Source organism: Sphaerisporangium sp. NPDC005289, from assembly GCF_040607455.1.
GTDB classification, from domain to species: domain Bacteria; phylum Actinomycetota; class Actinomycetes; order Streptosporangiales; family Streptosporangiaceae; genus Sphaerisporangium; species Sphaerisporangium rhizosphaerae.
Map to the genome: position 1 here is coordinate 19,612 of NZ_JBEXGS010000014.1, position 22,626 is coordinate 42,237.

Here is a 22,626-nt window from a genome sequence, read left to right on the forward strand (position 1 = left end):
TCCGGCCCGCCGGTCGTCGTCCTGCTCCTCGTGCTCCACGGGGGCGGAGACCCGGCGGGCCTGTCTACCCAACTTGGGAGCGGTCCAAACCTGCTCGCATGGTGGAATGCCATCGCAAGGCGGGTGATGATCCGCTACGGTCGTGCGGGTTCTCCTATGGTGCCGCAGACACAAGGATCTCCCGTGACCTCTCCCTCCAATCCGCAGCAGCCGGATTCGCCATATCAGCAGGGCTCGCCCTACCAGGGAACGCACCAGCAGGGGTCCTACCCGCAGCAGACCTCTCCGCAGTACGGAGCCGGCGCGCCGCAGGACCCGTTCCAGCAGGGCGCCGCCGCGGGACAGACCTACCCTGGGCAGGACCCTCTGGGGCAGGGCTACGGCGCCCAGCAGGGCGCCCACCAGCAGTCGTCCCCGTACGCCGGCGCGGCACAGGACGGCCGCCAGCAGGCGGCCTACGGCGGCGGGCAGGGCGGGTACTCCGGAGCTCAGGGCGCCTACCCGGGACAGCAGGGCGCCTACCCCGGGCAGCAGGATCCCTACGCCGCCCAGCAGAGCTACGGCGCGCAGGAGAGCTACGGCGCCCAGCAGGCCTACGGTCAGCAGCAGAGCTACGGCCTGCAGGACCAGCAGGGCCATGGCACCCAGCCGGGCTATGGCGCGCAGACCGGTTATGGCGCGCAGCAGGGTTACGGCGGACAGGACCAGCAGGGCTACGGCGCCCAGCAGGCTCAGGGCACCCAGCAGGGTTACGCGGCTCAGCAGGGCTACGGCGCCCAGCAAGGCTACGGCGGGCAGGACCAGCCGGGCTATGGCGCGCAGGACCAGCAGGGCTACGGGGCTCAGCAGGCCCAGCCGGGCTACGGCGGATACCAGCAGGCCGCCGATTCTCACCAGCAGACCCAGGTCCAGGAACGCCCCTCACAGGGCGCCACGGCTCAGGACCCCTACCAGCAGGGCGCTGGGCAGGCCGGGCAGGAGTCCCAGCAGCAGTACGGCGCGTACGGGCAAACCACGGGCCAGGACCCCTACGCCCAGCAGGGCGGCGCCGGCCAGTGGGAGCCCTCCGAGCCCACGGCCCCGGCCAAGAAGAAGAAGTACGGCAAGCTGCTGAGCGGGCTCGGCGCGGTCGGCGTCTTCGTCATCATCGCGCTGGTGAAATTCGGCGGCATCTTCGCCGTGCGCGAGGGCGTCGGCGCGGTCGGCGACCAGGTCACCGGCGCCCCGCGCATCGCCCACGTGGGCGACTGCATGTCCGGCCAGAGCGAGAACACCCTGAAGGTCGTCAACTGCAAGGACGCCACCGTCGAGTGGAAGGTCTCCCAGCGGGTCGAGGGCAAGACCGAGGCGCAGTTCGACGCCGACAAGAACCTCACCATGTGCCGCGACAAGAAGGTCACCTCGGCCTACTGGGAAGGCAGCAAGACCGGCGGCGCCGGCTGGATCCTCTGCCTGGTCCCGATGAACAAAAAGAGCTGACGCCCCGACCACCCACCTCCGCCGGCCCCGATGCCAGGCGTCGGGTCGGTGGTAAGGGGGACGGCGGGTCCGGCGCCGTGTGCGGCGGGTGACTTGGCGGACGTGCGCGGGTCACGGCGCTGGAGGTCGGCGGAGCTGGAGCGCCCGGAGCCGGGTCATGAGGCGGCGCTCGTAAGGGTGGGGCTCAGCCGGTGAGGCGGGAGAAGAACAGGGCCAGCTGACCGGCGCCGGTGGTGATGCCGTCGAAGACGCCCTTCACCGCCGTGGCGGCCTCGGCGGGCCGCGAGTACAGGTAGAAGACCACGAAGGCGATGGCGAGGTAGGTGAGCACCTTCTTTGTCTTCATCGGACATCCTCCCGCTGCTGCTGTGGCGTGGTCCTACCGGAACGGTGGGACGCCCGATCTGCGGGAGCGGTCGTGCGCCGCTCCCATGTTGATCATAGCCAGGCATGGTCCGCCTGTGCGGTAACCGCCGCCAGACGGCCGTAACCGTCGAACGAACACCGGCTCCGCCTGGTTCCATCGCGCCGGGCCGGAGTCCAATGCCGTGCCGGGTGGGGTGCGGATGCCGTGCCCGGCCGGGGTCGGATGCCGTGCCAGGCCGGGGTCGGATGCCGTGCCAGGCCGGAGTCGGATGCCGTTCCCGGTTGGAGTCGGACGCTGTGCCCGGTTGGAGTCGGATGGCGTGCCGGGTCGCTGCCGGACGCCGAGGTGGGTCTGGCGTTCAGACGCCGAGGTGAGCCTGGCGGAGGCGGTCGATGGAGGGCTGGTCGCCCTCGTAGGCGACGCGGGCGTGCTCCTGCCGGCCGAAGGCGAACAGCAGCAGCTCGACCGGTTCCCCGGTGACGATGACGTGCGGCTCGGCCTTCTTGCCTCCCGCCTTGCGCCCGTCGGGCAGTCGCAGCACGACTCCGACCGGTGAGCGGCGCAGCATCATGCGGGCGCCGCTCGAGACCCGCTTCCACACGGTCTCGGTGAGGTCGGCCGGCAGTTCGCGCGGCTCCCAGCCGGGCTGAGCCCGCCGGACGTCCTCGTGGTGGACCAGCAGCTCAAGGGTGTTGACGAGCGCGTCCACGCCGGGCAGGAAGCCGTACGGCGACCACGGGGGCGGGCCCTGGCGGACGGCGTCGACGAGCTCGGGGTAGCTCCGGCCCGACTTGACGCCCTCCTGCACCCGGGCGGTGTAGCCGGCGAGCGGCTTGAGGACGATGCCGCCCGCGGCGTCGATGCGGCGCTCGCGCAGGACGAGGTGGGCGGCCAGGTCGGCGGTGGCCCATCCGGCGCAGAGCGTCGGGGCGTCGGGTCCGAGGTGGTCGAGGAGGTCACAGAGTGCGGCGCGTTCGGCGCGTGCGTGCGTCATCCTGATCACCCTAACTGCGTCGTTCTGATCACCCTAACAAGGCCCGTGCCCGGCCGATCGGCCCGCCCCGGGGTGACGTCCAAGGTGGGCCGTCCCCCCGGACAAGGCCCGTGCCCCGCTGATCGGCCCGCTCTGAGGTGATGTCCAAGGTGGGCCGATCATCCCTGACAAGCCCCGCGCCCCGTTGATCGGCCGGCCCTGGATGACGTCCACGATGGGCGGATCCCCCCTGACGAGGCCCGTGCCCGCTGATCGGGCCACCCAGGGGTGATGACCGAGGTGGGCCGTAGGGGTGGGAATAAATGAGTTGCCGCGGATGATAGGGATTGTGGCGGACCGGTTCCCCCGGCGAGCTCCGGCCGGCCCGCCAGGTCTCGTCCCCATCGAGCCAGGTCTCGTCCCCCATCGAGAGGATCCCCCGCGTGCCGAGCGAGCGCGATCACAGTCCGACCGTCATGCGCCAGGGGTTCGGTGTCATCGGCCACGCCATCCGGGGTGAGCCGCGCATCTTCATCGGCGCCGTGCTGAGCAGCTCGCTCTACGGCGCGATGACCGTCGCCTCCTCGTGGGCGCTGGGCTGGGCGACCGAGAACGCCGTGCTGCCGGCCTTCCGGTCGGGGCACGCGGTCACCGGCACCCTGGTCACCGCGGCGCTGCTGATCGTCGGCGTGGCGGTGCTCAAGGCGGCGGGGGTGATCGGCCGCAGGGTGCTGGCCGGCATCATGCAGTACCGGATGCAGGCCCGCTCGCGGCGCGAGGTGACCCGCCAGTACCTGCGGCTGCCGCTGGCCTGGCATCACCGTCACCCGACCGGCCAGCTGCTGTCCAACGCCAGCTCCGACGTCGAGGCCGCCTGGGCGCCGCTCGCGCCGCTGCCGATGGCCGTCGGCGTCGTGGTGATGCTGGTCACCGCGGCCGTCGCCATCTTGGTCGTCGACCCGGTGCTCGCCCTGGTCGGCTTCCTGATCTTCCCGGCCATCGCCGTGCTGAACCTGGTCTACCAGCGCAGGCTCTCCCCGCTGGTGATGCGGGCGCAGCAACTGCGCGCCGAGGTCAGCGAGATCGCGCACGAGAGCTTCGAGGGGGCGCTCGTCGTCAAGACCCTCGGGCGGGAGGACACCGAGGCGGCGCGCTTCCAGGCCACGGCCGACCGGCTGCGCGACGCCAACATCGCCGTGGGCCGCATCCGCGGCCTGTTCGACCCGCTGCTGGAGGCGCTGCCCACCTTGGGCGTGCTGGCGGTGCTGCTGTTCGGCTCGGTCCGCCTGGCCGCGGGGGACGTCTCCTCCGGAGAGCTCATCCAGATCTCCTACCTGTTCACGCTGCTCGCCTTCCCGATCCGCGCGCTCGGCTGGGTGCTCGCCGAGCTGCCGCGCAGCGTCGTCGGCTGGCGGCGGGTGCAGGACGTGCTGAACGCGTCCGGGTCGATGGAGTTCGGTCCGGCGCGCCTGCCCGCGGCCGGCCCGGCGCGCATCGAGGTGCGCGACCTCGGCTTCGCCTACGTGCCGGGCGCGCCCGTGCTGTCGGGTGTGGGCTTCGAGGTCAGGCCGGGCCGGACGGTGGCGCTCGTCGGCCCCACCGGGTCGGGCAAGTCGACGCTGACCCAGCTGCTGGTCCGCCTCGTCGACCCCGACGAGGGACGGGTGCTCATCGACGGGGTGGACCTGCGCGAGGTCGCCCGCGGCGAGGTGAGCACCGCCGCGGCCCTGGTGCCGCAGCAGACGTTCCTGTTCGACGACACCGTCCGCGGCAACCTGACCCTGGGTTCCCAGGAGGACGTGCCGGACGAGAAGGTGTGGGCGGCGCTGCGCCTGGCGCAGGCCGAGGGCTTCGTCAGCGCCCTGCCCAAGAGCCTGGACACCCGCATCGGCGAGCGCGGCGCGACCCTGTCGGGCGGGCAGCGGCAGCGCCTGGCGCTGGCCCGGGCCCTGGTCAGGACACCCCGGCTGCTCATCCTGGACGACGCCACCTCCAGCGTGGACGCGCAGGTGGAGGGCCGCATCCTGTTCGGCCTGCGGGACGGGTCTCCCGACTCCACGGTGATCGTGGTCGCCTACCGCATGGCGACGATCGCGCTGGCCGACGAGGTGGTCTACCTGGAGCAGGGCCGCGTCGTCGACCGCGGCGCCCATGACGAGCTGCTGGCCCGCTGCGAGGGCTACCGCAACCTGGTCACCGCATACGAACGTGAAGAGGCCGAGCGCGCGGCGCTGGACGCCGACGAGGAGATCGTGGCATGACGACCCAGGTCGAAGAACGCGGCGCCGCCGCCGTGAAGGCGGGCGGCGCGCTGCGCATGGAGGAGCGTTCGGCCCTGGCGACGCTGCGGCGCGGCCTCGCGCTGTCGCCGGAGTTCCGCACCGGGCTGCCGGTCACGCTGCTGCTGGCGGTGCTCGCCACGCTCGGCAAGGTGATCGTCCCCTTCGCGGTACAGCAGGTCATCGACCGCGGCCTGAAGGACACCACGTCACCGGACATGCCGTTCATCACCAAGGCCGTCGTGCTCTGCGCCGTCGCGGTGCTGCTGACCGCCCTGTGCGGCTACCTGATGAACGTGCGGCTCTACCGCTCGACCGAGTCGGGGCTGGCCTCGCTGCGGGGCAAGGCGTTCCGGCACGTCCACGACCTGTCGGTGCTGACCCAGAACACCGAGCGGCGCGGCGCGCTGGTCTCCCGGGTCACCAGCGACGTGGACCAGATCAGCACGTTCATGCAGTGGGGTGGCCTCATGGTCATCATCTCGGTGGGCCAGCTGCTCATCGCGAGCGTGATGATGGCCCTGTACTCCTGGCAGCTCGCGCTGGTCGTCTGGGGCTGCTTCCTGCCGATGGCCGTCGCGCTGCCGCGGTTCCAGAGGTTGGTGGCCCGCGCCTACACCCAGGTCCGCGAGCGCACCGGCGACATGCTGGCGGCGGTCAGCGAGTCGGTGGTGGGCAGCGCGGTGATCCGGGCGTACGGGTCGGAGGAGCGCACCGCGCGCCGCATCGACGAGGCCGTCGGCCTGCACCAGCGGGCGCAGACCCGCGCGCAGAAGATCATCGCCTTCACCTTCCCGACCACCGAGCTGGTGGGCGCGGTGGCGATCGCCGGAGTGGTCCTGCTCGGCGTTCACCTCGGGGTGGGCGGCACCATCTCCGCCGGGCGGCTGGTCGCGTTCCTGTTCCTGATCACGCTGTTCATCAGCCCGCTGCAGACGGCGACCGAGGTGCTCAACGACGCCCAGAACGCCGTCGCCGGCTGGCGGCGGGTGCTCGGCGTGCTGGACACCCCCGCTGACGTCGCCGACCCCGCGGACAAGGGCGCGGTCCTGCCGCGCGGCCCCATCACGGTGTCCTTCCAGGACGTCGGCTTCCACTACCCCGACGGCCCTCGGGTGCTGCACGAGGTGTCGGTCGAGATCGGGCCCCGCACGCGCGTCGCGGTCGTGGGGGAGACCGGCTCGGGCAAGACGACCTTCGCCAAGCTGCTCACCCGGCTCATGGACCCGACCTCCGGGCGCATCCTGGTCGACGGCGCGGACCTGCGCAAGGTGCGGTTCTCCTCGCTGCGCGAGCGCATCGTCATGGTTCCGCAGGACGGGTTCCTGTTCGACGGCACGCTCGCCGACAACATCCGCTACGGCCGCCCCTCGGCCACCGACGCCGACATCGCCCTGGCCATCACCGAACTGGGCCTGACCGACTGGCTGGAGGGCCTGCCCGCGGGCCTGGCCACCTCGGTCGGCCAGCGCGGCGAGTCGCTGTCGGCCGGGGAGCGCCAGCTCGTCGCCCTGGCGCGGGCCTACCTGGCCGACCCCGACCTGCTGCTGCTGGACGAGGCCACCTCCGCGGTGGACCCGGCGACGGAGGTGCGGCTGGCCCGCGCGCTCGACGGCGTCACCCGTGGCCGCACGGCCGTGTCGATCGCCCACCGCCTGTCCACCGCCGAGGCGGCGGACGAGGTGCTGGTGTTCGAGCACGGGCGCATCGTCCAGCGCGGCCCGCACGCCGAGCTGGTGCGCCAGGACGGCGTCTACGCCGACCTGTACGCCTCTTGGACCTCCGCCGCCCGCACCTCCTGACCCCGGACGCCGCCCGCCGCGCCGCGTCCGGGCGACCTCAGCGGTCTCACCGCCTCACCGGCCCGGCGGTGACCTTCGGTGATCCCGGCGGCTCGCCTGGCGTGCCGCCGCGGTCTCAGCGGTCGTGGCGGGGGGCCGGGCGCAGGGCCTGGCAGACGTGCGTGGCCGCCGTCTGGGGGTCGTCCACGGGGGCGATGCGCTCGGCCCAGGCCCACCAGAACCACCAGCTCTCCTCGGCCCGGGCCGCGAAGATGACCTCCGAGAGCGTGGGCACCGAGGTGCTGACCACGATGAGCTGGGGCACCCCGCCGCGGGTCACCCCGACGCGCACGTGCAGGCCGCGCGCACGCAGCAGGTCGCCGAGCCGTCTGAGGTGGTCGGCCGCCGTAGCGGCGCTCATCACCTTGTCCGCGGTCGCCATGGGCGTGATCTCCGTCCGGGCGGAGGTGGACGTGCGAGACGGGGGCGTGCCCCGCGTCACCACGGAGTGCGTCCCTGGTGACGCTAGGCGACCACCGGCGGGCGGTTCAACGATGTTGCTTCATGTTCCTCGCAGGCGTTCCGCCTCCGCCTGGACCAGCTCGCGCGCGGCCTGGCCGTAGACGGCCGTCTCGGACAGGCGGGCGAAGGCCCTTTCGTACAGGGCGACGTCGCTGGGGATCTTGATGCGGTACTGGCCGGGGATGGTGTCCACCCTGACCTGCGTGGCGTCGTAGATCCAGAAGTTCTCCGGCGGCAGGATCACCGGGCGGGCGGTGGCGGGGATGACGCCGAAGCTGAGCTGCGGGGTGTTGGCCGTCAGCCCCGCCAGCCGGTCGAGCTGCTCCAGCATGCCCTCGACCCCGCACACCCGGGTGCGCAGCGCCTGCTCGCCGACGATGAACATGAACCGCTTGCCGCCGGCCGACAGCACCTGCTGCTGCGCCAGCCGCGCCGCCACCGCGTCGTCCAGGTCGTCGGGGATGCCGCGGAAGTCGATGACCGCCCGCAGGTGCGCGCGGGCGTAGCCGGGGGTCTGCAGCAGGCCGGGGACCGCGGAGTGCTGGAAGACCCGGAACTGCTGGGTGTCGCGGTAGAGCGGCTGGAAGGACTCCTGCACGTGCCGCAGCCCGGTGGACTCGAGGCGCCGCCACTCGGTGTACATGGAGTCGATGTTGCGAACGGCGGCGATCAGGTCCACCACGTACTCCTCGGCGTCGCATATCCGGCACCAGACCCGGATGTCGGTCTCGTTGGGCATCTGCGCCGCGTTCTCGATCTTGGACACCTTGGAGTAGTGCCAGCCCGCCTGGGAGGCCAGGAGCCGCCCGGTCATGCCGGCCTCGCTGCGGATCTCGCGCAGCCGCGCGGCGAGGATTCCCTTGGCTTCGGTGATGCGCGGGGGAGGCATGGGAGGCCACCTCTCCGGAGGGTGGACCGGGTGACGTCGCCGACTCGACGACCGTAGCGCGAACGCCGCGCGCGGTTCCCCCATGTTGCGTGATGTTGCTCGCTCGTGGCCCGCCCGGCGCGCGCGGGAGCGCGCCGGGCGCCGGCCGGAACGCCCTCGGGGTGCGGACAGGCCGCCGTCAGTGCGTGCCGGCCGTGCCCGACAGGCGCTGGGCCAGGTAGATGGGGACCACCGACAGCACGATGAGCGCGGCGGCGACGACGTTGACCACCGGCGCCTGGTTCGGGCGGAACAGGTTCTCGAAGATCCAGATCGGCAGCGTCCTCACCCCCGCCCCGGCGGTGAACGTCGTCACGATGATCTCGTCGAACGACAGCGCGAAGGCCAGAAGGCCGCCCGCCAGCAGCGCCGAGCGCATCATCGGGAAGGTGACCAGGCGGAAGGTCGTGAAGGTGTCCGCTCCCAGGTCGGCCGAGGCTTCCTCCATGTTCAGCCCGGTCCGCCGCAGCCGCGCCAGCACGTTGTTGTGCACGGTCACCACGCAGAATGTCGCGTGGCCCACGATCACGGTGAACATGCCGAGCCCGACGCCGAAGGGCTCGAGGATCGTGCGGAAGGCGTTGTTGAGCGCGATGCCGGTCACGATGCCCGGCAGCGCGATCGGCAGCACGATGAGCAGCGAGACGGCGTCCCGCCCGAAGAACCGGTGGCGCTGCACGGCGAAGGCCGCCATCGTGCCGAGCACCAGCGCGATCGCCGTCGCGCCCAGCCCGGCCCGCACCGAGGTCCACAGCGCGTCGCGCACGCCCGAGGAGTCCCAGGCGATGCTCCACCACCGCGTGGTGAACCCGGCCGGCGGCCAGGCGAAGGTCCGGTCGGAGTTGAAGGAGTTCAGCAGCACGATCGCCAGCGGCACGTAGATGACGCCGAGCCCGAGCGCCAGCGCCGCGCGCAGCGCCAGCCGTGCCGTTCGGGACAGGTTCACCGGAGCCTCCTGGCCGGGGGGTTCGCGGGGCGGGGCGGGGTCACGGGGGGCGCGGCGGTCACAGGTTCTCCAGCGCCCCGGTGCGGCGGACGGCCGCCAGGTACACCAGCATGATCACGACGGGGACCGTGGCGACCGCGGCGGCGAAGGGGAGGTTGTTCGCCGCGCCGACATTGTCGTAGACGACGTTGCCGATGAGCTGGCTCCGGCCCCCGACGATCTTTACGGCGATGTAGTCGCCGAGCGACAGGGAGAAGGTGAACACCGAGCCGGCCACGATCGCGGGGAAGGCGAGCGGCCATACGACCGTGCGGAACACGCGCCATCCCCGCGCGCCGAGGTCGCCCGCCGCCTCCAGCAGCGAGTCCGGCAGCCGCTCCAGCCCCGCGTAGATCGGCAGGATCATGTACGGCAGCCACAGGTAGGCCAGGGTCGCGATGGTGGCCGTCAGCCCGTACCCCCAGCCGAGCAGGCCGCCTCCGGACAGCATGACCCGCCAGGCGTACGCCTTGACCAGGTAGGACGCCCACAGTGGCGTCAGCACGGCGATGACCAGCCAGCGCTGGGCGCGTGGCGAGGCGAGCTTGGCCATCGCGAACGCCATCGGGAAGGCGATCGCGACGTCGATCAGCGTCACCGCCACCGCCACGCCCACCGACCGCAGGGCGACGGTCCTGTAGACCTCGACCGTCAGAACGTCGTGGAAGTTGGCCCAGGTGAAGGTCCTGACCAGGTCGCCGGTGAAGGCGTCGGTGCTCCAGAACGCGGTGACGAACAGCGCGGCCAGCGCGCCGAGGTAGGCGACGCCGAGCCAGGCCAGCGGCGCCGACAGCAGCAGCGACAGCCGCACGCCGGCGTGCCGGTGGAGCGCGGCGGCGAGCCTGCGGCGCGGGCCGGGCCGTCCCTGCCGCGCCGCCCCGGGTCCGGCCCGCCCGGACGGGGACGCCGGCGCGGCCGGCGCCCCCGATGCCCCCGATGCCGAGGTCGTCACCCCTTGATCTCCGTCCAGGCCCGGGTCCACTCCGAGTAGTCCTTGCACGTGACGTCCGTGCGGCCGTCCAGGCACTGGGCGATCGGGGTCGTCCAGTAGTGGACCTTGGAGAAGTAGGACTCGTCGGTGGCGTGGTAGGTCTCGCAGAAGGTCTTGTCGGAGGTCTGCCCGCACGCCTCGGCGTTGGAGGGCGCCTCGCCGAACCACTCGGCGACCTGGGCGTTGGCCTTCGGTGAGATGATCCAGTCGAGCCACTTGTAGGCGCAATTGGGGTGCTTGGCCTTGGCGGCGACCATCCAGGTGTCCGACCAGCCGGTGGCGCCCTCCTTGGGCAGGATCGCCTCGACCGGCGCCTTGTCGGCCTTGACCAGGTTGGCGATGACCTGCCAGGTCGTGCCCGCCACGGTGTCGCCGCTCTTGAACGCCTGCACGGCCTTGGTGTAGTCCGACCAGTACTCGCCGATGTTCTGCTTCTGCTGCTTGAGCAGGTCGACGGCCGCCTGGAACTGCTCGTCGTCAAGGGCGTAGGGGTCCTTGATGCCGAGGCCGGGCTTGGTGGCCATCAGGTACAGGGCCGCGTCGGCGATGTAGATGGGGGAGTCGTAGGCCGTCAGCCTGCCCTTGTAGGGGGAGGCCGGGTCGAACACCACTCCCCAGGAGTCCGGCGCCGGGTTCACCTTGTCGGTGCGCCACATCAGCAGGTTGGCGCCGCGGCCGTGCGGCACGCCGTAGGCCACCCCGCCGACCGAGTTCCACGGCTTGAGCTTGAGACCGTCGAAGACGTCCTTGTAGTTGGGCACCAGGTCGGTGTTGACCGGCGCGACCGTGCCGGAGGCGATCAGGCGCAGCGACGCGTCCCCGGAGGCGGACACGGCGTCGTACTCGCCGGTCTTCATCAGGTTCACCATCTCGTCGGAGGTGCCGGCGGTCTTGGTGTCGACCTTGCAGCCGGTGGCCTTCTCGAAGGGGTGGACCCAGTCGACCTTGGGGTCGTTGGAGCCGTCCTCGGCGTAGCCGGCCCAGGCCACCAGGTTGACCTGGCCCTCGCCGGCGCCCAGGCTCCCGAGCGCCTCGATCTTGGGCGGGGTGAACCCGCTCCGGCCGGGGGCGGCCGTGCCTCCGGAGGCGCCGCCACCGGAGGATGCGCCGCCGCAGGCGGCGGCGGCCAGGGCGAGCGCGGCGGCGGCGATCGCGAGTCGGGTGGACCGCATGGTGTCCCTCCTAGGGGTCGGACGGGCGGGTCAGGGAGCGATGGCGAACTCGTGGCGGCGGTTCCAGACCAGCCGCACGCGGCCGCCGCGCAGCCCGGTGACCTCCATGGAGGAGACCTCCAGGTTCTGCTGCAGGACGATGAGCCGCCCCCCGGCGTCGAGGTCGACGAGGAACCTGGTCGAGGCCCCGGCGTACACGACCTCGGCGATCGTGCCGGTGGCGCTGTGCTCCTCGCCGCCGACGGGGGCGTCCACGTCGAGCACCAGGCGCAGCTTCTCGGGGCGGACGCTGTAGGTGCCTTCCTTGCCGAGCACCGATTCCGCCGCCTCGCCGGAGATCAGGTTGGAGGTGCCGACGAACCCCGCCACGAACGGCGTGGAGGGCCGCTCGTACACCTCGGCGGGGGTGCCGACCTGCTCGACGCGGCCCCGGTCGAACACCGCGACACGGTCGCTCATGGTGAGGGCCTCCTCCTGGTCGTGGGTGACGAACAGGAAGGTGATGCCGACCTGGCGCTGGATCTGCTTCAACTCGACCTGCATCTCCTCACGCAGCTTGAGGTCCAGGGCGCCGAGGGGCTCGTCCAGCAGCAGCACCCGCGGCCGGTTGACCAGCGCCCTGGCGAGCGCGACCCGCTGGCGCTGCCCGCCCGAGAGCTGGGAGGGCCGCCGTCCTTCGAACCCCGGCAGGCGCACCGCGGCCAGCGCCTCGGCGGCCCGCTCGCGCCGCTCGCCCTTCGGGACCCTCTTCACCCGCAGGCCGTACTCGACGTTCTGCAGCACGTTCATGTGCGGGAACAGCGCGTAGTCCTGGAAGACGGTGTTGACGTCCCGCTCGAAGGGGGCCAGGCGGGTGACCTCGCGCCCGCCCAGTTCGACGGTGCCGGACGTGGGCGACTCGAAGCCCGCGATCATGCGCAGCACGGTGGTCTTGCCCGACCCCGACGGGCCGAGCATCGCGAAGAACTCGCCGTCGGCGATGTCGAGGTCGACCCCGGCGACCGCCTCCACCGCGCCGAAGTTCTTGCGAAGGCCGCGCAGCCGCACCGCCACGTTCTGGTCTGGCATGTCGGAAACATATGGAGTCGGGGGTTCGCGGTGAAGCACAAACCGGTATCGCTGTTATGAACCGGGCCAGAGGCATAGGGAGAGCGGCATCGACCCCGGCGCGGCATACCCCTGCGGTGACCTGCCCCTGCGGGGGGTTGCGGCAGAATTGCCCCATGCCTCTTGAGCAGAAGATCGCCGACCGCCTCAAGCGCACGGCGGACGGGCTGGTGCCCGCGGTGGTCCAGCAGCACGGCACCGGCGAGGTGCTGATGCTGGCCTGGATGGACGACGAGGCGCTGCACCGCACGCTCACCACCGGCCGGGCGACCTACTGGTCGCGCAGCCGCCGCTCCTACTGGGTCAAGGGCGAGACCTCCGGCCACGTCCAGCACGTCAGGCACGTGGCCCTCGACTGCGACGGCGACACCATCCTGCTCCAGGTCGACCAGGTGGGGGCGGCCTGCCACACCGGCGACCGCACCTGCTTCGACGCCGACGTGCTGCGGGTCCAGGAGCCCCAGTGACCCCGCCCGCGGCCCCCGCCCGTACCGGCGCGGCGCGCGGCGGCACCCGCCGCGGGCTGCTGGCGTGGGTGGCGGCCGGCGTCCTTGGGGCGGCGCTCATCCTGCTCGCCTCCGGGCGCATCTGGGCCGAGGTCGCCTACCCGCCCGCTCCCGGCGCCACCCGTTCCGGCACGGTCGCCCTGTCCGGCGGAGACCTGGCGCCCGTCCTGAGCCCGCTCGCCCTGGCCTGCCTGGCCGCGGTGGTCGCCGTGCTCGCCACCCGCGGCCTGTGGCGCAGGGTCGTCGGCGCCCTCATCGCCCTGCTCGGCGCGGCGGCCGCCGTGGCCGCCGGGCAGGGTGCCTCCCCCTCCCGCGCGGTGGAGGTCGCAGGGACGCGCGGCACGCTGACCGGCCTGGCCGAGACGGCGGTGTCCGCCATGCCCGCGTGGCCGATCGCCGCCGCCGCGGGGGGCCTGGCGCTCGCCGCGGCCGGCGCGGTCGCGGTGGCGCGCGGCGGCCGCTGGCCCGCCATGTCCGAGCGGTACGAGCGGCGGGGCCCTCGCCCGGACGGCGCCGCCGGCGCCGCCCGTGGAGAGCGTGGAGAGCGTCCGGCCAGGTCCGAGCGGTCCGAGCGGTCGCTGTGGGACGCGCTCGACCAGGGCGTCGATCCGACCGAGGGTGAGGGGCCGGGCGGGCGGCAGGGCTGACCTGATGTCCCCGCAATATGACAAGTTGTCCACAAAGCGGAACAACGCCCATGCGCGTCACCGGTCGTCGCTATGCTGCCGCAGCGCAATACGCGATTTCACTCACAGGAGCCTTCCATGAGCTACGGGAATCAGCCGGGCAATCCTGAGGGGTACGACCCTCAGCAGCCCGGTGGCCAGCCCTCCGGGGGGTACGGCCAGCAGGACGGCGGCTACGGGCAGCAGCAGCCGGGGTACGGACAGCAAGGCGGGGGATACGGCCAGCAGGGGGGCTACGGCCAGCAGGGGTACGGGCAGCAGGGCTACGGTCAGCAGGGCGGGTACCCGCCGCCCCAGGGCGGTTACGGGCAGGGTCCCTACGGAGGCGGGCCGCCCGCGCCGGACAACCACCTGGTCCCGGCGATCCTCACCACGCTGTTCTGCTGCCTGCCCTTCGGCATCGTCTCGATCGTCAAGTCGTCCCAGGTCAACTCCAAGTGGGCCGTCGGCGACTACCAGGGGGCCATCGCCGCCTCCGAAGAGGCGAAGACCTGGTGGAAGCGGGCCCTCATCTGGGGCATCGTCGTCGACGTCGTCGTGATCGTCGGGTACTTCCTGCTGCTGGCCGTGGTCTTCAGCACCGCGAGCACCCACGGCTACAACTACTGATGACGACGCACGCGGAACACACCGGGAGGCGCGGCACGGGCCGCCTGCGGTCCATGCTCGCGCCCTTCGGCGCCGCGGCGCTCACGGGGGCGGTGTTCACCTACGTGGGCATGGTCGACCCCAACCAGGCCGGCCACTACCCGACCTGCCCCTTCCTGTTCATCACCGGGCTGTACTGCCCCGGTTGCGGCACACTGCGCACCATCCACGCCCTCGCGCACGGCGACGTCGTGGCGGCCCTCGGGCTCAACCCGCTGGCCGTGGCGACCGTCCCTTTCCTGCTGTTCTGGTGGGGGCGGTGGGCTCTGCGCACCTGGCAGGGGCGGCCGGTCCGCACGACGCTGGCCCATCCGGCCTACATCTGGGCGTTCCTCGCGCTGGTGATCGTCTACTGGATCGTGCGGAATCTGCCTTTCGGCAGGTTCCTCGCCCCATGACGCTTCACGATCGCCACCCTGTGGCGAGGCGACGGCGGTAAGCCCGATACCATCGGCAGGGCAAGGTCGGGAGAGGAAGCGGGCCTCCGAGCCGATCAGCCGATCGGGGCGAGGCCGTCCTCGGCCCGGGGGTACAGCGACGGAGGGACCCGGTACGGGTGAGCGAGCCAAGCGAGGAGATCAAGTGAGCGTGCTCGACGAGATCCTGGACGGCGTGCGGGCCGACCTCGCCGACCGGCAGCAGGCCGTGTCGCTGGCGGAGCTCAAGGAACGAGCCCAGCGCGCGCCCGCCACCAGGGACGCCTACGCCGCGCTGGGCGGCGACAAGGTCTCCGTCATCGCCGAGGTCAAGCGGTCCAGCCCTTCCAAGGGGGCCCTGGCCGCGATCGCCGACCCCGCGGCGCTGGCCGGCGACTACGAGGCGGGCGGGGCGCACGTCATCAGCGTGCTGACCGAGGGACGCCGCTTCGGCGGCAGCCTGGACGACCTCGCCGCGGTCCGCGCGGCGGTCGACATCCCGGTCCTGCGCAAGGACTTCGTGGTCAGCTCCTACCAGCTATGGGAGGCCCGGGCGCACGGCGCCGACCTCGCGCTGCTGATCGTGGCCGCCCTCGAGCAGAACGCCCTGGTCTCTTTGATCGAAAGGGCCGAGTCGATCGGCCTGGCGCCGCTCGTCGAGGTGCATACTGAAGACGAGCTCGACCGGGCGCTGGAAGCCGGTGCCAAGATCGTCGGAGTGAACGCGCGGAACCTCAAGACCCTGGAGGTCGACCGCGACGTCTTCGCCCGGATCGCGCCCAAGATCCCGGACGGCGTCATCAAGATCGCCGAGTCCGGCGTGCGCGGCCCGCACGACCTGCTGGCCTACGCCCGCGCCGGCGCCGACGCCGTGCTCGTCGGCGAGAGCCTGGTCACCGGCAAGGACCCCCGTGCCGCCGTGGTCGACCTGGTCACCGCCGGAGCGCACCCCGCATCGCGACTCGACAACGGACCCGAGAGGCAGCAGTGACCATCGCAGAAGGTCCCATCATCACCGCCGCCGACCTCGTGGGCGGCGGCGTGGCCGGCGACGACCCCGACACCCGGGGGCGCTTCGGCGTCTTCGGCGGCCGGTTCGTGCCCGAGGCGCTGATCCCCGCCCTCGACGAGGTCGCCAAGGTCTACGCCGAGGCCAAGAACGACCCCGCGTTCGTCGCCGAGTTCGACCACCTGCTGCGCACCTACGCCGGGCGGCCGACCACGATCACCGAGGTCAAGCGGTTCGGCGAGGTGGCCGGCGGCGCCCGCGTGCTGCTCAAGCGCGAGGACCTCACGCACACCGGCGCCCACAAGATCAACAATGTGCTCGGCCAGGCCCTGCTCACCAAGCGCCTCGGCAAGAGCCGCGTCATCGCCGAGACCGGCGCCGGCCAGCACGGCGTCGCCACCGCCACCGCCTGCGCGCTGCTCGGCCTCGAGTGCGTCATCTACATGGGCGAGGTCGACTGCGAGCGCCAGGCGCTCAACGTCGCCCGCATGAAGCTCCTCGGCGCCCGGGTCGTCCCGGTCGCCAACGGCAGCCGCACCCTCAAGGACGCCATCAACGAGGCCTTCCGCGACTGGGTGACCAACGTCGACGACACCCACTACCTGTTCGGCACCGTCGCCGGCCCCCACCCCTTCCCCGAGATCGTCCGCGACTTCGCGCGCATCATCGGCGTCGAGGCCCGCCGCCAGGTGCTCGACCTCACCGGCCGCCTGCCCGACGCCGTCGCGGCGGCCGTCGGCGGCGGCTCCAACGCCATCGGCCTGTTCCACGCCTTCATCGGCGACGAGGGCGTCGCCCTGCACGGCTACGAGGCCGCGGGGCACGGCGTCGAGTCCGGCGAGCACGCCTGCACCCTCACCGAGGGCTCCATCGGCGTCCTGCACGGCTCGCGCACCTACGTCCTGCAGGACGACGAGGGCCAGACCATCGAGTCCCACTCCATCTCGGCGGGCCTGGACTACCCCGGCGTCGGCCCCGAGCACGCCTGGCTCAAGGACACCGGCCGCGCCACCTACCACGGCATCACCGACGACGAGGCGATGGAGTCCTTCTCGCTGCTCGCGCGCACCGAGGGCATCATCCCCGCCATCGAGTCGGCGCACGCCCTGGCGGGCGTCGTCAAGCTCGGCCGCGAGCTCGGCCCGGAGGCGACCATCCTGGTCAACCTCTCCGGGCGCGGCGACAAGGACATGGGCACCGCCATGAAGTACTTCGACCTGTAGGCCTCCAGACACCTGTGAGCGGGACATCCTGACATGACGACTCTTCAGACGGTGTTCGAGAAGGCGCGGGCCGACAAGCGGGCCGCCCTCGTCGGGTACCTCCCGGCCGGCTTCCCCACCAAGGACGGCGCCATCGCCGCGGCCACCGCCATGGTGGAGGCCGGCTGTGACGTCATCGAGATCGGCCTGCCCTACTCCGACCCGCTGATGGACGGTCCCACCATCCAGGACGCCGTGCACCGCGCCCTCGTCAACGGCACCCGCATCGCCGACGTGATGCGCACCGTCGAAGGCGTGGCCAAGAGCGGCGCCGCGGTGCTCGTCATGACCTACTGGAACCCGATCGACCGCTACGGCGCCGAGCGGTTCGCCCGCGAGCTCGCCGACGCCGGCGGCACCGGCACCATCACCCCCGACCTCACTCCCGAAGAGGCCGGGCCCTGGCGCGAGTACAGCGCGGCGGCCGGCATCGACACGGTCTTCCTCGTCGCGCCGAGCTCGCCCGACGAGCGCATCAAGGCCGTCACCGAGTGCTGCACCGGCTTCGTGTACGCCGCCTCGCTCATGGGCGTCACCGGCGCGCGCGCGAGCGTGAGCAGCGCCGCCGAGGGCCTGGTGAAGCGCTGCCGTCCGCACACCGGCCTTCCCGTGTGCGTGGGTCTCGGCGTCGGCACCGGCGCGCAGGCCGCCGAGGTGGCCGGTTACGCCGACGGCGTCATCGTGGGCTCGGCGTTCATCCGCCGGCTGCTGGACGCCCCCGACGAGGCCGCGGGCCTCGCGTCGGTGCGCGAGCTGGCGGCCGAGCTGGCCACCGGCGTCCGCGCCTGACCGGCTCGCCCACTCCTGAGAGCGCCTGACCGGCTCATCCGTTCGTGAGAAGGTCTGACCGGCTCACGCGCTCCTGGAACGTCTGACCGGTTCGCTCGCCCGGAGGGTAGGTGACCGGCTCCTCCTCTGCAGGAGCGTGGTCGGTTCGCCCGAGCCTGCCCGGGCAAGGGTCTTTCGTCCCTCCAGCAAGGGCGATGCGTCCGTTTCCCGAGCTCACGGCCGTGTGGCAGTCTACGGACGAAGATTGCTTACCGGGTGCTTATCGGCCTCATGATGGGCTGGTCAGCCGGTAGCCTTCGGCAAGGAAGGCCGCCGCGCGCCGTCGCGACCGGCTCCGATCGCCCGGGCCGTCCACGGCGTTACCCGTCCCGGGCGTCGGCTCGTGGGGATAAGGAGACGATGATGCTGGTGAGGTCGGGAAGGCCGCGCCGATGAGGTCGCTCATCGCACACCCGGCGGTACCCTGGGTGACGACGCTCGCGCGGCTGGTGGTCGCCGTCGTGCTGATCGTCGCCGGCTGGCTCAAGATCGGCACACCGGCGCTGTCCATCCAGGCGGTGCAGGCCTACGAGTTGCTGCCGGCGCAGGTCGCCACGGCGGTGGGCTACGGCCTGCCGATCGTCGAGATCGTCGTCGGGGTGCTGCTGGTCGCCGGGCTGCTCACGCGCGCGGCGGGCGTGGTGTCCGCGCTGCTCATGCTGGCCTTCGTGGTCGGCATCGCCTCGGCGTGGGCGCGCGGCCTGCGCATCGACTGCGGCTGCTTCGGGGGCGGCGGCAAGCTGGCCGCCGGGCAGAGTCCCTCCTACTTCTGGGAGATCCTCAGAGACGGTGGCCTGTTCCTGCTGGGGGTGTGGATCATCCGGTTCGCCCCTGGCCGCCTCTCGCTCGACTCCGCCCTCGGGCTGGTGCCGGCCAGGGCGGCCCGCGACGACGACGAGGACGCCGACGAGAGCGGCGAGGACGACGGGGGAGGCCGCGTGACCGACGACGATCACCGGCCCGACATGAAGGAGAGTCTCTGATGGGAAAGGCCGCGCGGGAGGTCTCGGCCCGCGAGCGCATCAAGGCGCAGCGCGAGAAAGAGCGCGCCCAGCAGCAGCGCAGGCGTCTGGCGACCATCATCACCTCGGTGGTCGTGGTGCTCGCCGTGGTCGGCGGCGGCTGGTGGTACGTCCAGTCGGGCAAATCCGAGACGCTCAGCGGCGACCTCGCGCCGATCAGCCTGGCCGCCGACGGCTCGACGGTCATGGCCAAGCCGGGCGTCACCAAGCCCGTCCTCGACATCTACGAGGACTTCCAGTGCCCGGCGTGCAAGGCGTTCGAGCAGACCAGCAGCGCCACGGTGAAGAACATGGCGGCGGCCGGCCAGGTCAAGGTCGTCTACCACGTCGTGAACATCTTCACCCAGGAGCCGACGCTCGGTAACACCACGCGCGCCTCGGCGGCCGCTCGATGCGTGCCCGGGGGCGGGCAGTGGATGGCCTTCCACGACCGCATCTACAAGGAGCAGCCCCCCGAGACCAAGCAGGGCTTCGCGCTCGACGACCTGGTCGCCTGGGGCAAGGACGCCGGTGTCACCGACCCCGGCTTCGCGCAGTGCGTCAAGACCCAGAAGTACGCCCAGACCCAGGCCGACTACAACAAGAAGATCATCGACTCGAAGGTCTTCGAGGGCACCCCGACGCTCCGGCTCGACGGGAAGGAAATCGACAACAAGATCGCCTTCAGCCCCTCGTCGCTGCGTCAGACCATCCTTGATGCCGCGAAGTAGGCCTGGAACCGGTAACGTCACCTGACATGCCCCTGGCCTCCATTCCCAGCCCGCCAGAAGGGGTCTGGTACCTCGGACCGATCCCTCTGCGCGCCTACGCTTTCTGCATCGTGCTCGGCGTCATCGCCGCCGTATGGATCGGCGAGCGCCGCTGGCGCGCGCGCGGCGGCGAGCCCGGCACCATCACCGACCTGGCCGTCTGGGCCGTCCCGTTCGGCCTGGTCGGCGGTCGGCTCTACCACGTCATCAGCGACTGGCAGCTCTACTTCGCCGACGACGCCCCGAACCGCCCGATCGACGCGCTGTACATCTGGCACGGCGGCCTCGGCATCTGGGGCGCCATCGCGCTCGGCGCGGTCGGAGTGTGGATCGCCTGCCGCAGGCGGGGCATCTCGCTGTCGGCGGTCGCCGACACGGTCGCGCCGGGCATCGCGGTGGCGCAGGCCATCGGCCGCTGGGGCAACTACTTCAACCAGGAGCTGTTCGGCGGGCCGACCAGCCTGCCCTGGGGGCTGGAGATCGATCCGGGCCGTCCCGGCACGATCCCCGGGGTGTCGACCTACCACCCCACTTTCCTGTACGAGTCGCTGTGGGACCTGGCCCTGGCCGGCGTGCTGGTGTGGGCGGGCAGGCGCTACGCGCTGCGTCACGCCCGGCTGTTCGCGGTGTACGTCGCCGGCTACACCCTGGGCCGCTTCTGGATCGAAGGCATGCGGGTCGACCCGGCCCACCAGATCCTCGGCCTGCGGCTCAACCAGTGGACCTCCATCGTCATCTTCCTCGGCGCCCTGGTCTACCTCTACCTGACCAGGAACAAGACCACCGAGGAGATCGTCGTCCCGCTGCACGGGGCCGGCGCCGATCCGGCGCACGACGCCGCGCAGGCGGACGACCACGAGATCGCCTCCGCGGCCGGCGGGTCCTCCTCCGCCGAGCCGGGGGAGCAGGCCGAGGGCGAGGCCCCCGCGAAGGACGGGCGGGAGGCCGGCGACCCTCCGGCCGGCGAGCGGGCCGAGGCCACCTCACCGGCCCCTGGCGAGCAGGCCGAGGCCACTTCACCGGCTCCAGACGAGCAGGCCGAAGCGGCCTCACCGGCCGACGCCCCGGACGCCATCGGCGGCCGGGCGTCTGCCGCGGTCGCGGCGTCCACGAGCGCCGACGACGACGCCACCGGCGCTCGCGAGAGCGCGCCGGTGGCGTCCGGTGACGCGGCGCGGGAAGGCGAGAGCGCGGCGGCGGCCCCGGTGGCACCGGCGTCGGAGGCGAATTCACGATGACCCATGGCGGCCTCTCGGGGGGGCACGCCGAGATGGGGCCCGGTAGCGGTCCGGCGGGAGACGGCGCCCAGTGAGCACGCGCAGCAAGCGGCGCCGCGCCTCGTTCGAGGTGGACGCCCTGTCCGAGCGCGGGCTGACCCAGCGGCAGCAGCGCATCCTGTTCGGCGCCGGCACGGTGGTGGCGGTGCTGGTGGGCGGTTTCGGCCTGACCGCCGTCGTCAGCAACCTCGGCGTGTCGGCCCCGGCAGCCGAGGAGTCCTCCGCGCCAGACGCGATCGGGCTGCTCAGCCCGGAGGACTACCAGGCCTGGCCCTCGCCCAAGCTGTTCGGGCCGATCGACGACCGCAAGGCCGACCAGGCGCCGCTGCGCGCCGAGGAGGTCTTCCCGGTCAAGACCGTCCGCAGCGGGACGCTGACGCTCAAGCTCGCCGCCCGCCGTCTCGACGGCGCCTGCGCTCCCGCGGTGTGGGGCGGCGGCGTGCTGGCGAAACTCGGGCAGACCGGCTGCACGCAGGCCGTGCGCGGCATCTACCTCAGCGCCGACCGCCGGTACGTCGCCCAGTACACGTTGTTCAACATGGCCGACGCCGCCGCGGCCGGCGGGTTCGTGCAGCAGATGACCACGCTCTACCGGGGCGGCGGCTGGGTGCGCCCGCTGGAGTCCAAGGGGGCGGCGTTCCCGCAGGACGGCTACTCCGAGGCCAGCGGCCACGCGATGGGGCACTACGCCGGGTTCGTCTGGGTCGGGCGGGCCGACGGCCAGGAGGCCACGCCCAAGGACGACTTCGTCTCGCTGGCCCTGGGCGCCCGGGCGGCCGAGAAGGCCATCTACCGTCGCGTCGTCGCCGTCACGGGCCCGACCGCGGCGCCGCCGGCCGGGTAGGGTGCGTGCCCATGCCCAGCCGTAAGGTGATCGCCGTGGCGGTCGCGGCCGTCCTGGCCGGCGCCGGAGCGGCGGTGTTCCTGCTCACCCGGCCCGAGACCGGGCCGGTTCCCGGCAGGGTCCGCGCCGAGCGCACCTCCGCGTTGTACGCCCCCATAGCGAGCCGGCGCGACGATCCGCGCCCGTTGAGCGAGGCCGAGGTGTTCGGGCAGGCCGCCGCCCTCTCGGCCTCGGGGGTGACCATGCGGCGCGGCCAGGTCGCGGTGTCGGCCGACTGCTCGCGGGCGCTGTGGGGGAGCGGCCCGGCCGCGGCGGCGGCCGGGTGCGCACAGGTGGTGCGGGCGAGCTTCGCCGGCGCGGACGGCGGGGTGTCCGGCCAGTACGCCGTGTTCGACATGCCCGACGCGGCCGCGGCGGACCGGCTGGCGGACGCGCTGGCCGCCCGGCCGGACCAGGGCTTCCTGCGGCTGGCCGCGGGCCAGCCCGCCTCGTTCGACGCCGGGCACAGCAGGGCCGAGGTGCGGGCGCTCGGGCACTTCGTCGTGGTCAACTGGGTGGGTCCGGTCGGCGACACCGGCCGCGCCGACCTGACGCTGCCACAGGTGGCGCTGGAAGGGCTGGGCGGCTTCGTCCAGAGCCGCGTCCTGGCCGCGAGCGGCTGACCCGCCCCGGGCGCCGGCCGGCGGCCGGGAGGGGCGGGAAGGGGCGGCCGGGCGCGTGGGGTGGGTGGAGCATGGTATAAGGAGTGGGGACCGTAGGGAAACTTGACTTTCGCCTGACCGGTTACAGAACCCT

At 72.4% G+C, this 22,626-nt stretch carries 23 protein-coding genes; 15 read left to right on the plus strand and 8 right to left on the minus strand.

The annotated features are described in order from the left end of the window. The first annotated feature begins 183 nt into the window (after positions 1-183). On the plus strand, positions 184-1,479 hold the full coding sequence (locus ABZT47_RS23890; RefSeq protein WP_354845991.1) for a hypothetical protein: 1,296 nt from the start codon (positions 184-186) through the stop codon (positions 1,477-1,479). 184 nt (positions 1,480-1,663) lie between these two features. On the opposite strand, the gene ABZT47_RS23895 is transcribed toward ABZT47_RS23890, so the two are convergent. Continuing rightward, a complete protein-coding gene (locus ABZT47_RS23895; protein ID WP_354845994.1) occupies positions 1,664-1,825 on the minus strand; it encodes a hypothetical protein in 162 nt (53 codons plus the stop codon). Positions 1,826-2,204: 379 nt separating this feature from the next. Beyond that, on the minus strand, positions 2,205-2,840 hold the full coding sequence (locus tag ABZT47_RS23900) for a TIGR03085 family metal-binding protein (RefSeq protein ID WP_354845996.1): 636 nt from the start codon (positions 2,838-2,840) through the stop codon (positions 2,205-2,207). Positions 2,841-3,295: 455 nt separating this feature from the next. Between ABZT47_RS23900 and ABZT47_RS23905 the strand changes: the two genes are divergently transcribed. Then, on the plus strand, positions 3,296-5,080 hold the full coding sequence (locus ABZT47_RS23905) for an ABC transporter ATP-binding protein (protein ID WP_354846479.1): 1,785 nt from the start codon (positions 3,296-3,298) through the stop codon (positions 5,078-5,080). Between the two features lie 56 nt (positions 5,081-5,136). Next, complete coding sequence (locus ABZT47_RS23910) at positions 5,137-6,900, plus strand: ABC transporter ATP-binding protein (protein ID WP_354846482.1); 1,764 nt, start codon at positions 5,137-5,139, stop codon at positions 6,898-6,900. Between the two features lie 115 nt (positions 6,901-7,015). Here ABZT47_RS23910 and ABZT47_RS23915 read toward each other — a convergent pair whose 3' ends face one another. The 6 genes from ABZT47_RS23915 to ABZT47_RS23940 form a co-directional block, all read right to left on the minus strand. After that, on the minus strand, positions 7,016-7,321 hold the full coding sequence (locus ABZT47_RS23915; RefSeq protein ID WP_354845999.1) for a hypothetical protein: 306 nt from the start codon (positions 7,319-7,321) through the stop codon (positions 7,016-7,018). 120 nt (positions 7,322-7,441) lie between these two features. Next, on the minus strand, positions 7,442-8,290 hold the full coding sequence (locus ABZT47_RS23920) for a helix-turn-helix transcriptional regulator (protein WP_354846002.1): 849 nt from the start codon (positions 8,288-8,290) through the stop codon (positions 7,442-7,444). 178 nt (positions 8,291-8,468) lie between these two features. Beyond that, positions 8,469-9,275, minus strand: a complete 807-nt coding sequence (locus tag ABZT47_RS23925; RefSeq protein ID WP_354846005.1) for an ABC transporter permease — start codon at positions 9,273-9,275, stop codon at positions 8,469-8,471. Positions 9,276-9,333: 58 nt separating this feature from the next. Further along, entirely contained in the window at positions 9,334-10,266 is a 933-nt protein-coding gene (locus ABZT47_RS23930) for an ABC transporter permease (RefSeq protein WP_354846008.1), read from the minus strand. Then, a complete protein-coding gene (locus tag ABZT47_RS23935) occupies positions 10,263-11,477 on the minus strand; it encodes an ABC transporter substrate-binding protein (RefSeq protein ID WP_354846010.1) in 1,215 nt (404 codons plus the stop codon). The genes ABZT47_RS23930 and ABZT47_RS23935 overlap by 4 nt, the downstream gene beginning before the upstream one ends. A gap of 30 nt (positions 11,478-11,507) precedes the next feature. Beyond that, the gene (locus tag ABZT47_RS23940) at positions 11,508-12,545 is read right to left on the minus strand and encodes an ABC transporter ATP-binding protein (RefSeq protein ID WP_354846013.1); all 1,038 of its coding nucleotides are present in this window, start codon (positions 12,543-12,545) and stop codon (positions 11,508-11,510) included. Between the two features lie 155 nt (positions 12,546-12,700). Between ABZT47_RS23940 and hisI the strand changes: the two genes are divergently transcribed. The 12 genes from hisI to ABZT47_RS24000 all read left to right on the plus strand — a co-directional run bounded on the left by hisI (position 12,701) and on the right by ABZT47_RS24000 (position 22,493). Beyond that, a complete protein-coding gene (gene hisI / locus ABZT47_RS23945) occupies positions 12,701-13,051 on the plus strand; it encodes a phosphoribosyl-AMP cyclohydrolase (protein ID WP_354846016.1) in 351 nt (116 codons plus the stop codon). Beyond that, positions 13,048-13,737: a TIGR02234 family membrane protein gene (locus tag ABZT47_RS23950; RefSeq protein ID WP_354846019.1), complete on the plus strand. Its 690-nt coding sequence runs from the start codon at positions 13,048-13,050 to the stop codon at positions 13,735-13,737. The genes hisI and ABZT47_RS23950 overlap by 4 nt, the downstream gene beginning before the upstream one ends. A gap of 117 nt (positions 13,738-13,854) precedes the next feature. Next, positions 13,855-14,385 carry a CD225/dispanin family protein gene (locus ABZT47_RS23955; protein WP_354846022.1) on the plus strand — a complete coding sequence of 177 codons (531 nt, stop codon included), beginning with the start codon at positions 13,855-13,857 and terminating at the stop codon, positions 14,383-14,385. Beyond that, entirely contained in the window at positions 14,385-14,822 is a 438-nt protein-coding gene (locus ABZT47_RS23960) for a DUF2752 domain-containing protein (protein ID WP_354846025.1), read from the plus strand. Before ABZT47_RS23955 ends, ABZT47_RS23960 begins: the two co-directional genes overlap by 1 nt. Before the next feature lie 184 nt (positions 14,823-15,006). Further along, positions 15,007-15,831, plus strand: coding sequence for an indole-3-glycerol phosphate synthase TrpC (gene trpC, locus ABZT47_RS23965; RefSeq protein WP_354846028.1), 825 nt, complete (start codon positions 15,007-15,009; stop codon positions 15,829-15,831). Between the two features lie 50 nt (positions 15,832-15,881). Beyond that, positions 15,882-17,072 (plus strand): tryptophan synthase subunit beta, encoded by a 1,191-nt coding sequence (gene trpB, locus ABZT47_RS23970; RefSeq protein ID WP_354846485.1) that lies wholly within the window; start codon positions 15,882-15,884, stop codon positions 17,070-17,072. A gap of 33 nt (positions 17,073-17,105) precedes the next feature. Continuing rightward, positions 17,106-17,900, plus strand: coding sequence for a tryptophan synthase subunit alpha (gene trpA, locus ABZT47_RS23975; protein WP_354846030.1), 795 nt, complete (start codon positions 17,106-17,108; stop codon positions 17,898-17,900). A gap of 467 nt (positions 17,901-18,367) precedes the next feature. Continuing rightward, positions 18,368-18,922 (plus strand): MauE/DoxX family redox-associated membrane protein, encoded by a 555-nt coding sequence (locus ABZT47_RS23980; protein ID WP_354846033.1) that lies wholly within the window; start codon positions 18,368-18,370, stop codon positions 18,920-18,922. Beyond that, positions 18,922-19,671 carry a thioredoxin domain-containing protein gene (locus ABZT47_RS23985; protein ID WP_354846035.1) on the plus strand — a complete coding sequence of 250 codons (750 nt, stop codon included), beginning with the start codon at positions 18,922-18,924 and terminating at the stop codon, positions 19,669-19,671. The genes ABZT47_RS23980 and ABZT47_RS23985 overlap by 1 nt, the downstream gene beginning before the upstream one ends. A 26-nt stretch (positions 19,672-19,697) precedes the next feature. Continuing rightward, positions 19,698-20,948 carry a prolipoprotein diacylglyceryl transferase gene (gene lgt, locus ABZT47_RS23990; RefSeq protein ID WP_354846038.1) on the plus strand — a complete coding sequence of 417 codons (1,251 nt, stop codon included), beginning with the start codon at positions 19,698-19,700 and terminating at the stop codon, positions 20,946-20,948. Positions 20,949-21,018: 70 nt separating this feature from the next. Continuing rightward, a complete protein-coding gene (locus ABZT47_RS23995) occupies positions 21,019-21,831 on the plus strand; it encodes a hypothetical protein (protein ID WP_354846040.1) in 813 nt (270 codons plus the stop codon). A gap of 11 nt (positions 21,832-21,842) precedes the next feature. Next, complete coding sequence (locus tag ABZT47_RS24000; RefSeq protein WP_354846043.1) at positions 21,843-22,493, plus strand: hypothetical protein; 651 nt, start codon at positions 21,843-21,845, stop codon at positions 22,491-22,493. Positions 22,494-22,626: the final 133 nt, after the last annotated feature.

Bases quoted from the DNA above. Each gene is read 5' to 3' on its own strand.
- ABZT47_RS23895 (WP_354845994.1), bottom strand. From the start codon at position 1,825: ATGAAGACAAAGAAGGTGCTCACCTACCTCGCCATCGCCTTCGTGGTC.
- ABZT47_RS23900 (WP_354845996.1), bottom strand. From the start codon at position 2,840: ATGACGCACGCACGCGCCGAACGCGCCGCACTCTGTGACCTCCTCGAC.
- ABZT47_RS23905 (WP_354846479.1), top strand. From the start codon at position 3,296: ATGCGCCAGGGGTTCGGTGTCATCGGCCACGCCATCCGGGGTGAGCCG.
- ABZT47_RS23910 (WP_354846482.1), top strand. From the start codon at position 5,137: ATGGAGGAGCGTTCGGCCCTGGCGACGCTGCGGCGCGGCCTCGCGCTG.
- ABZT47_RS23915 (WP_354845999.1), bottom strand. From the start codon at position 7,321: ATGGCGACCGCGGACAAGGTGATGAGCGCCGCTACGGCGGCCGACCAC.
- ABZT47_RS23920 (WP_354846002.1), bottom strand. From the start codon at position 8,290: ATGCCTCCCCCGCGCATCACCGAAGCCAAGGGAATCCTCGCCGCGCGG.
- ABZT47_RS23935 (WP_354846010.1), bottom strand. From the start codon at position 11,477: ATGCGGTCCACCCGACTCGCGATCGCCGCCGCCGCGCTCGCCCTGGCC.
- ABZT47_RS23940 (WP_354846013.1), bottom strand. From the start codon at position 12,545: ATGCCAGACCAGAACGTGGCGGTGCGGCTGCGCGGCCTTCGCAAGAAC.
- hisI (WP_354846016.1), top strand. From the start codon at position 12,701: ATGCCTCTTGAGCAGAAGATCGCCGACCGCCTCAAGCGCACGGCGGAC.
- ABZT47_RS23955 (WP_354846022.1), top strand. From the start codon at position 13,855: ATGAGCTACGGGAATCAGCCGGGCAATCCTGAGGGGTACGACCCTCAG.
- ABZT47_RS23960 (WP_354846025.1), top strand. From the start codon at position 14,385: ATGACGACGCACGCGGAACACACCGGGAGGCGCGGCACGGGCCGCCTG.
- trpA (WP_354846030.1), top strand. From the start codon at position 17,106: ATGACGACTCTTCAGACGGTGTTCGAGAAGGCGCGGGCCGACAAGCGG.
- ABZT47_RS23985 (WP_354846035.1), top strand. From the start codon at position 18,922: ATGGGAAAGGCCGCGCGGGAGGTCTCGGCCCGCGAGCGCATCAAGGCG.
- lgt (WP_354846038.1), top strand. From the start codon at position 19,698: ATGCCCCTGGCCTCCATTCCCAGCCCGCCAGAAGGGGTCTGGTACCTC.
- ABZT47_RS24000 (WP_354846043.1), top strand. From the start codon at position 21,843: ATGCCCAGCCGTAAGGTGATCGCCGTGGCGGTCGCGGCCGTCCTGGCC.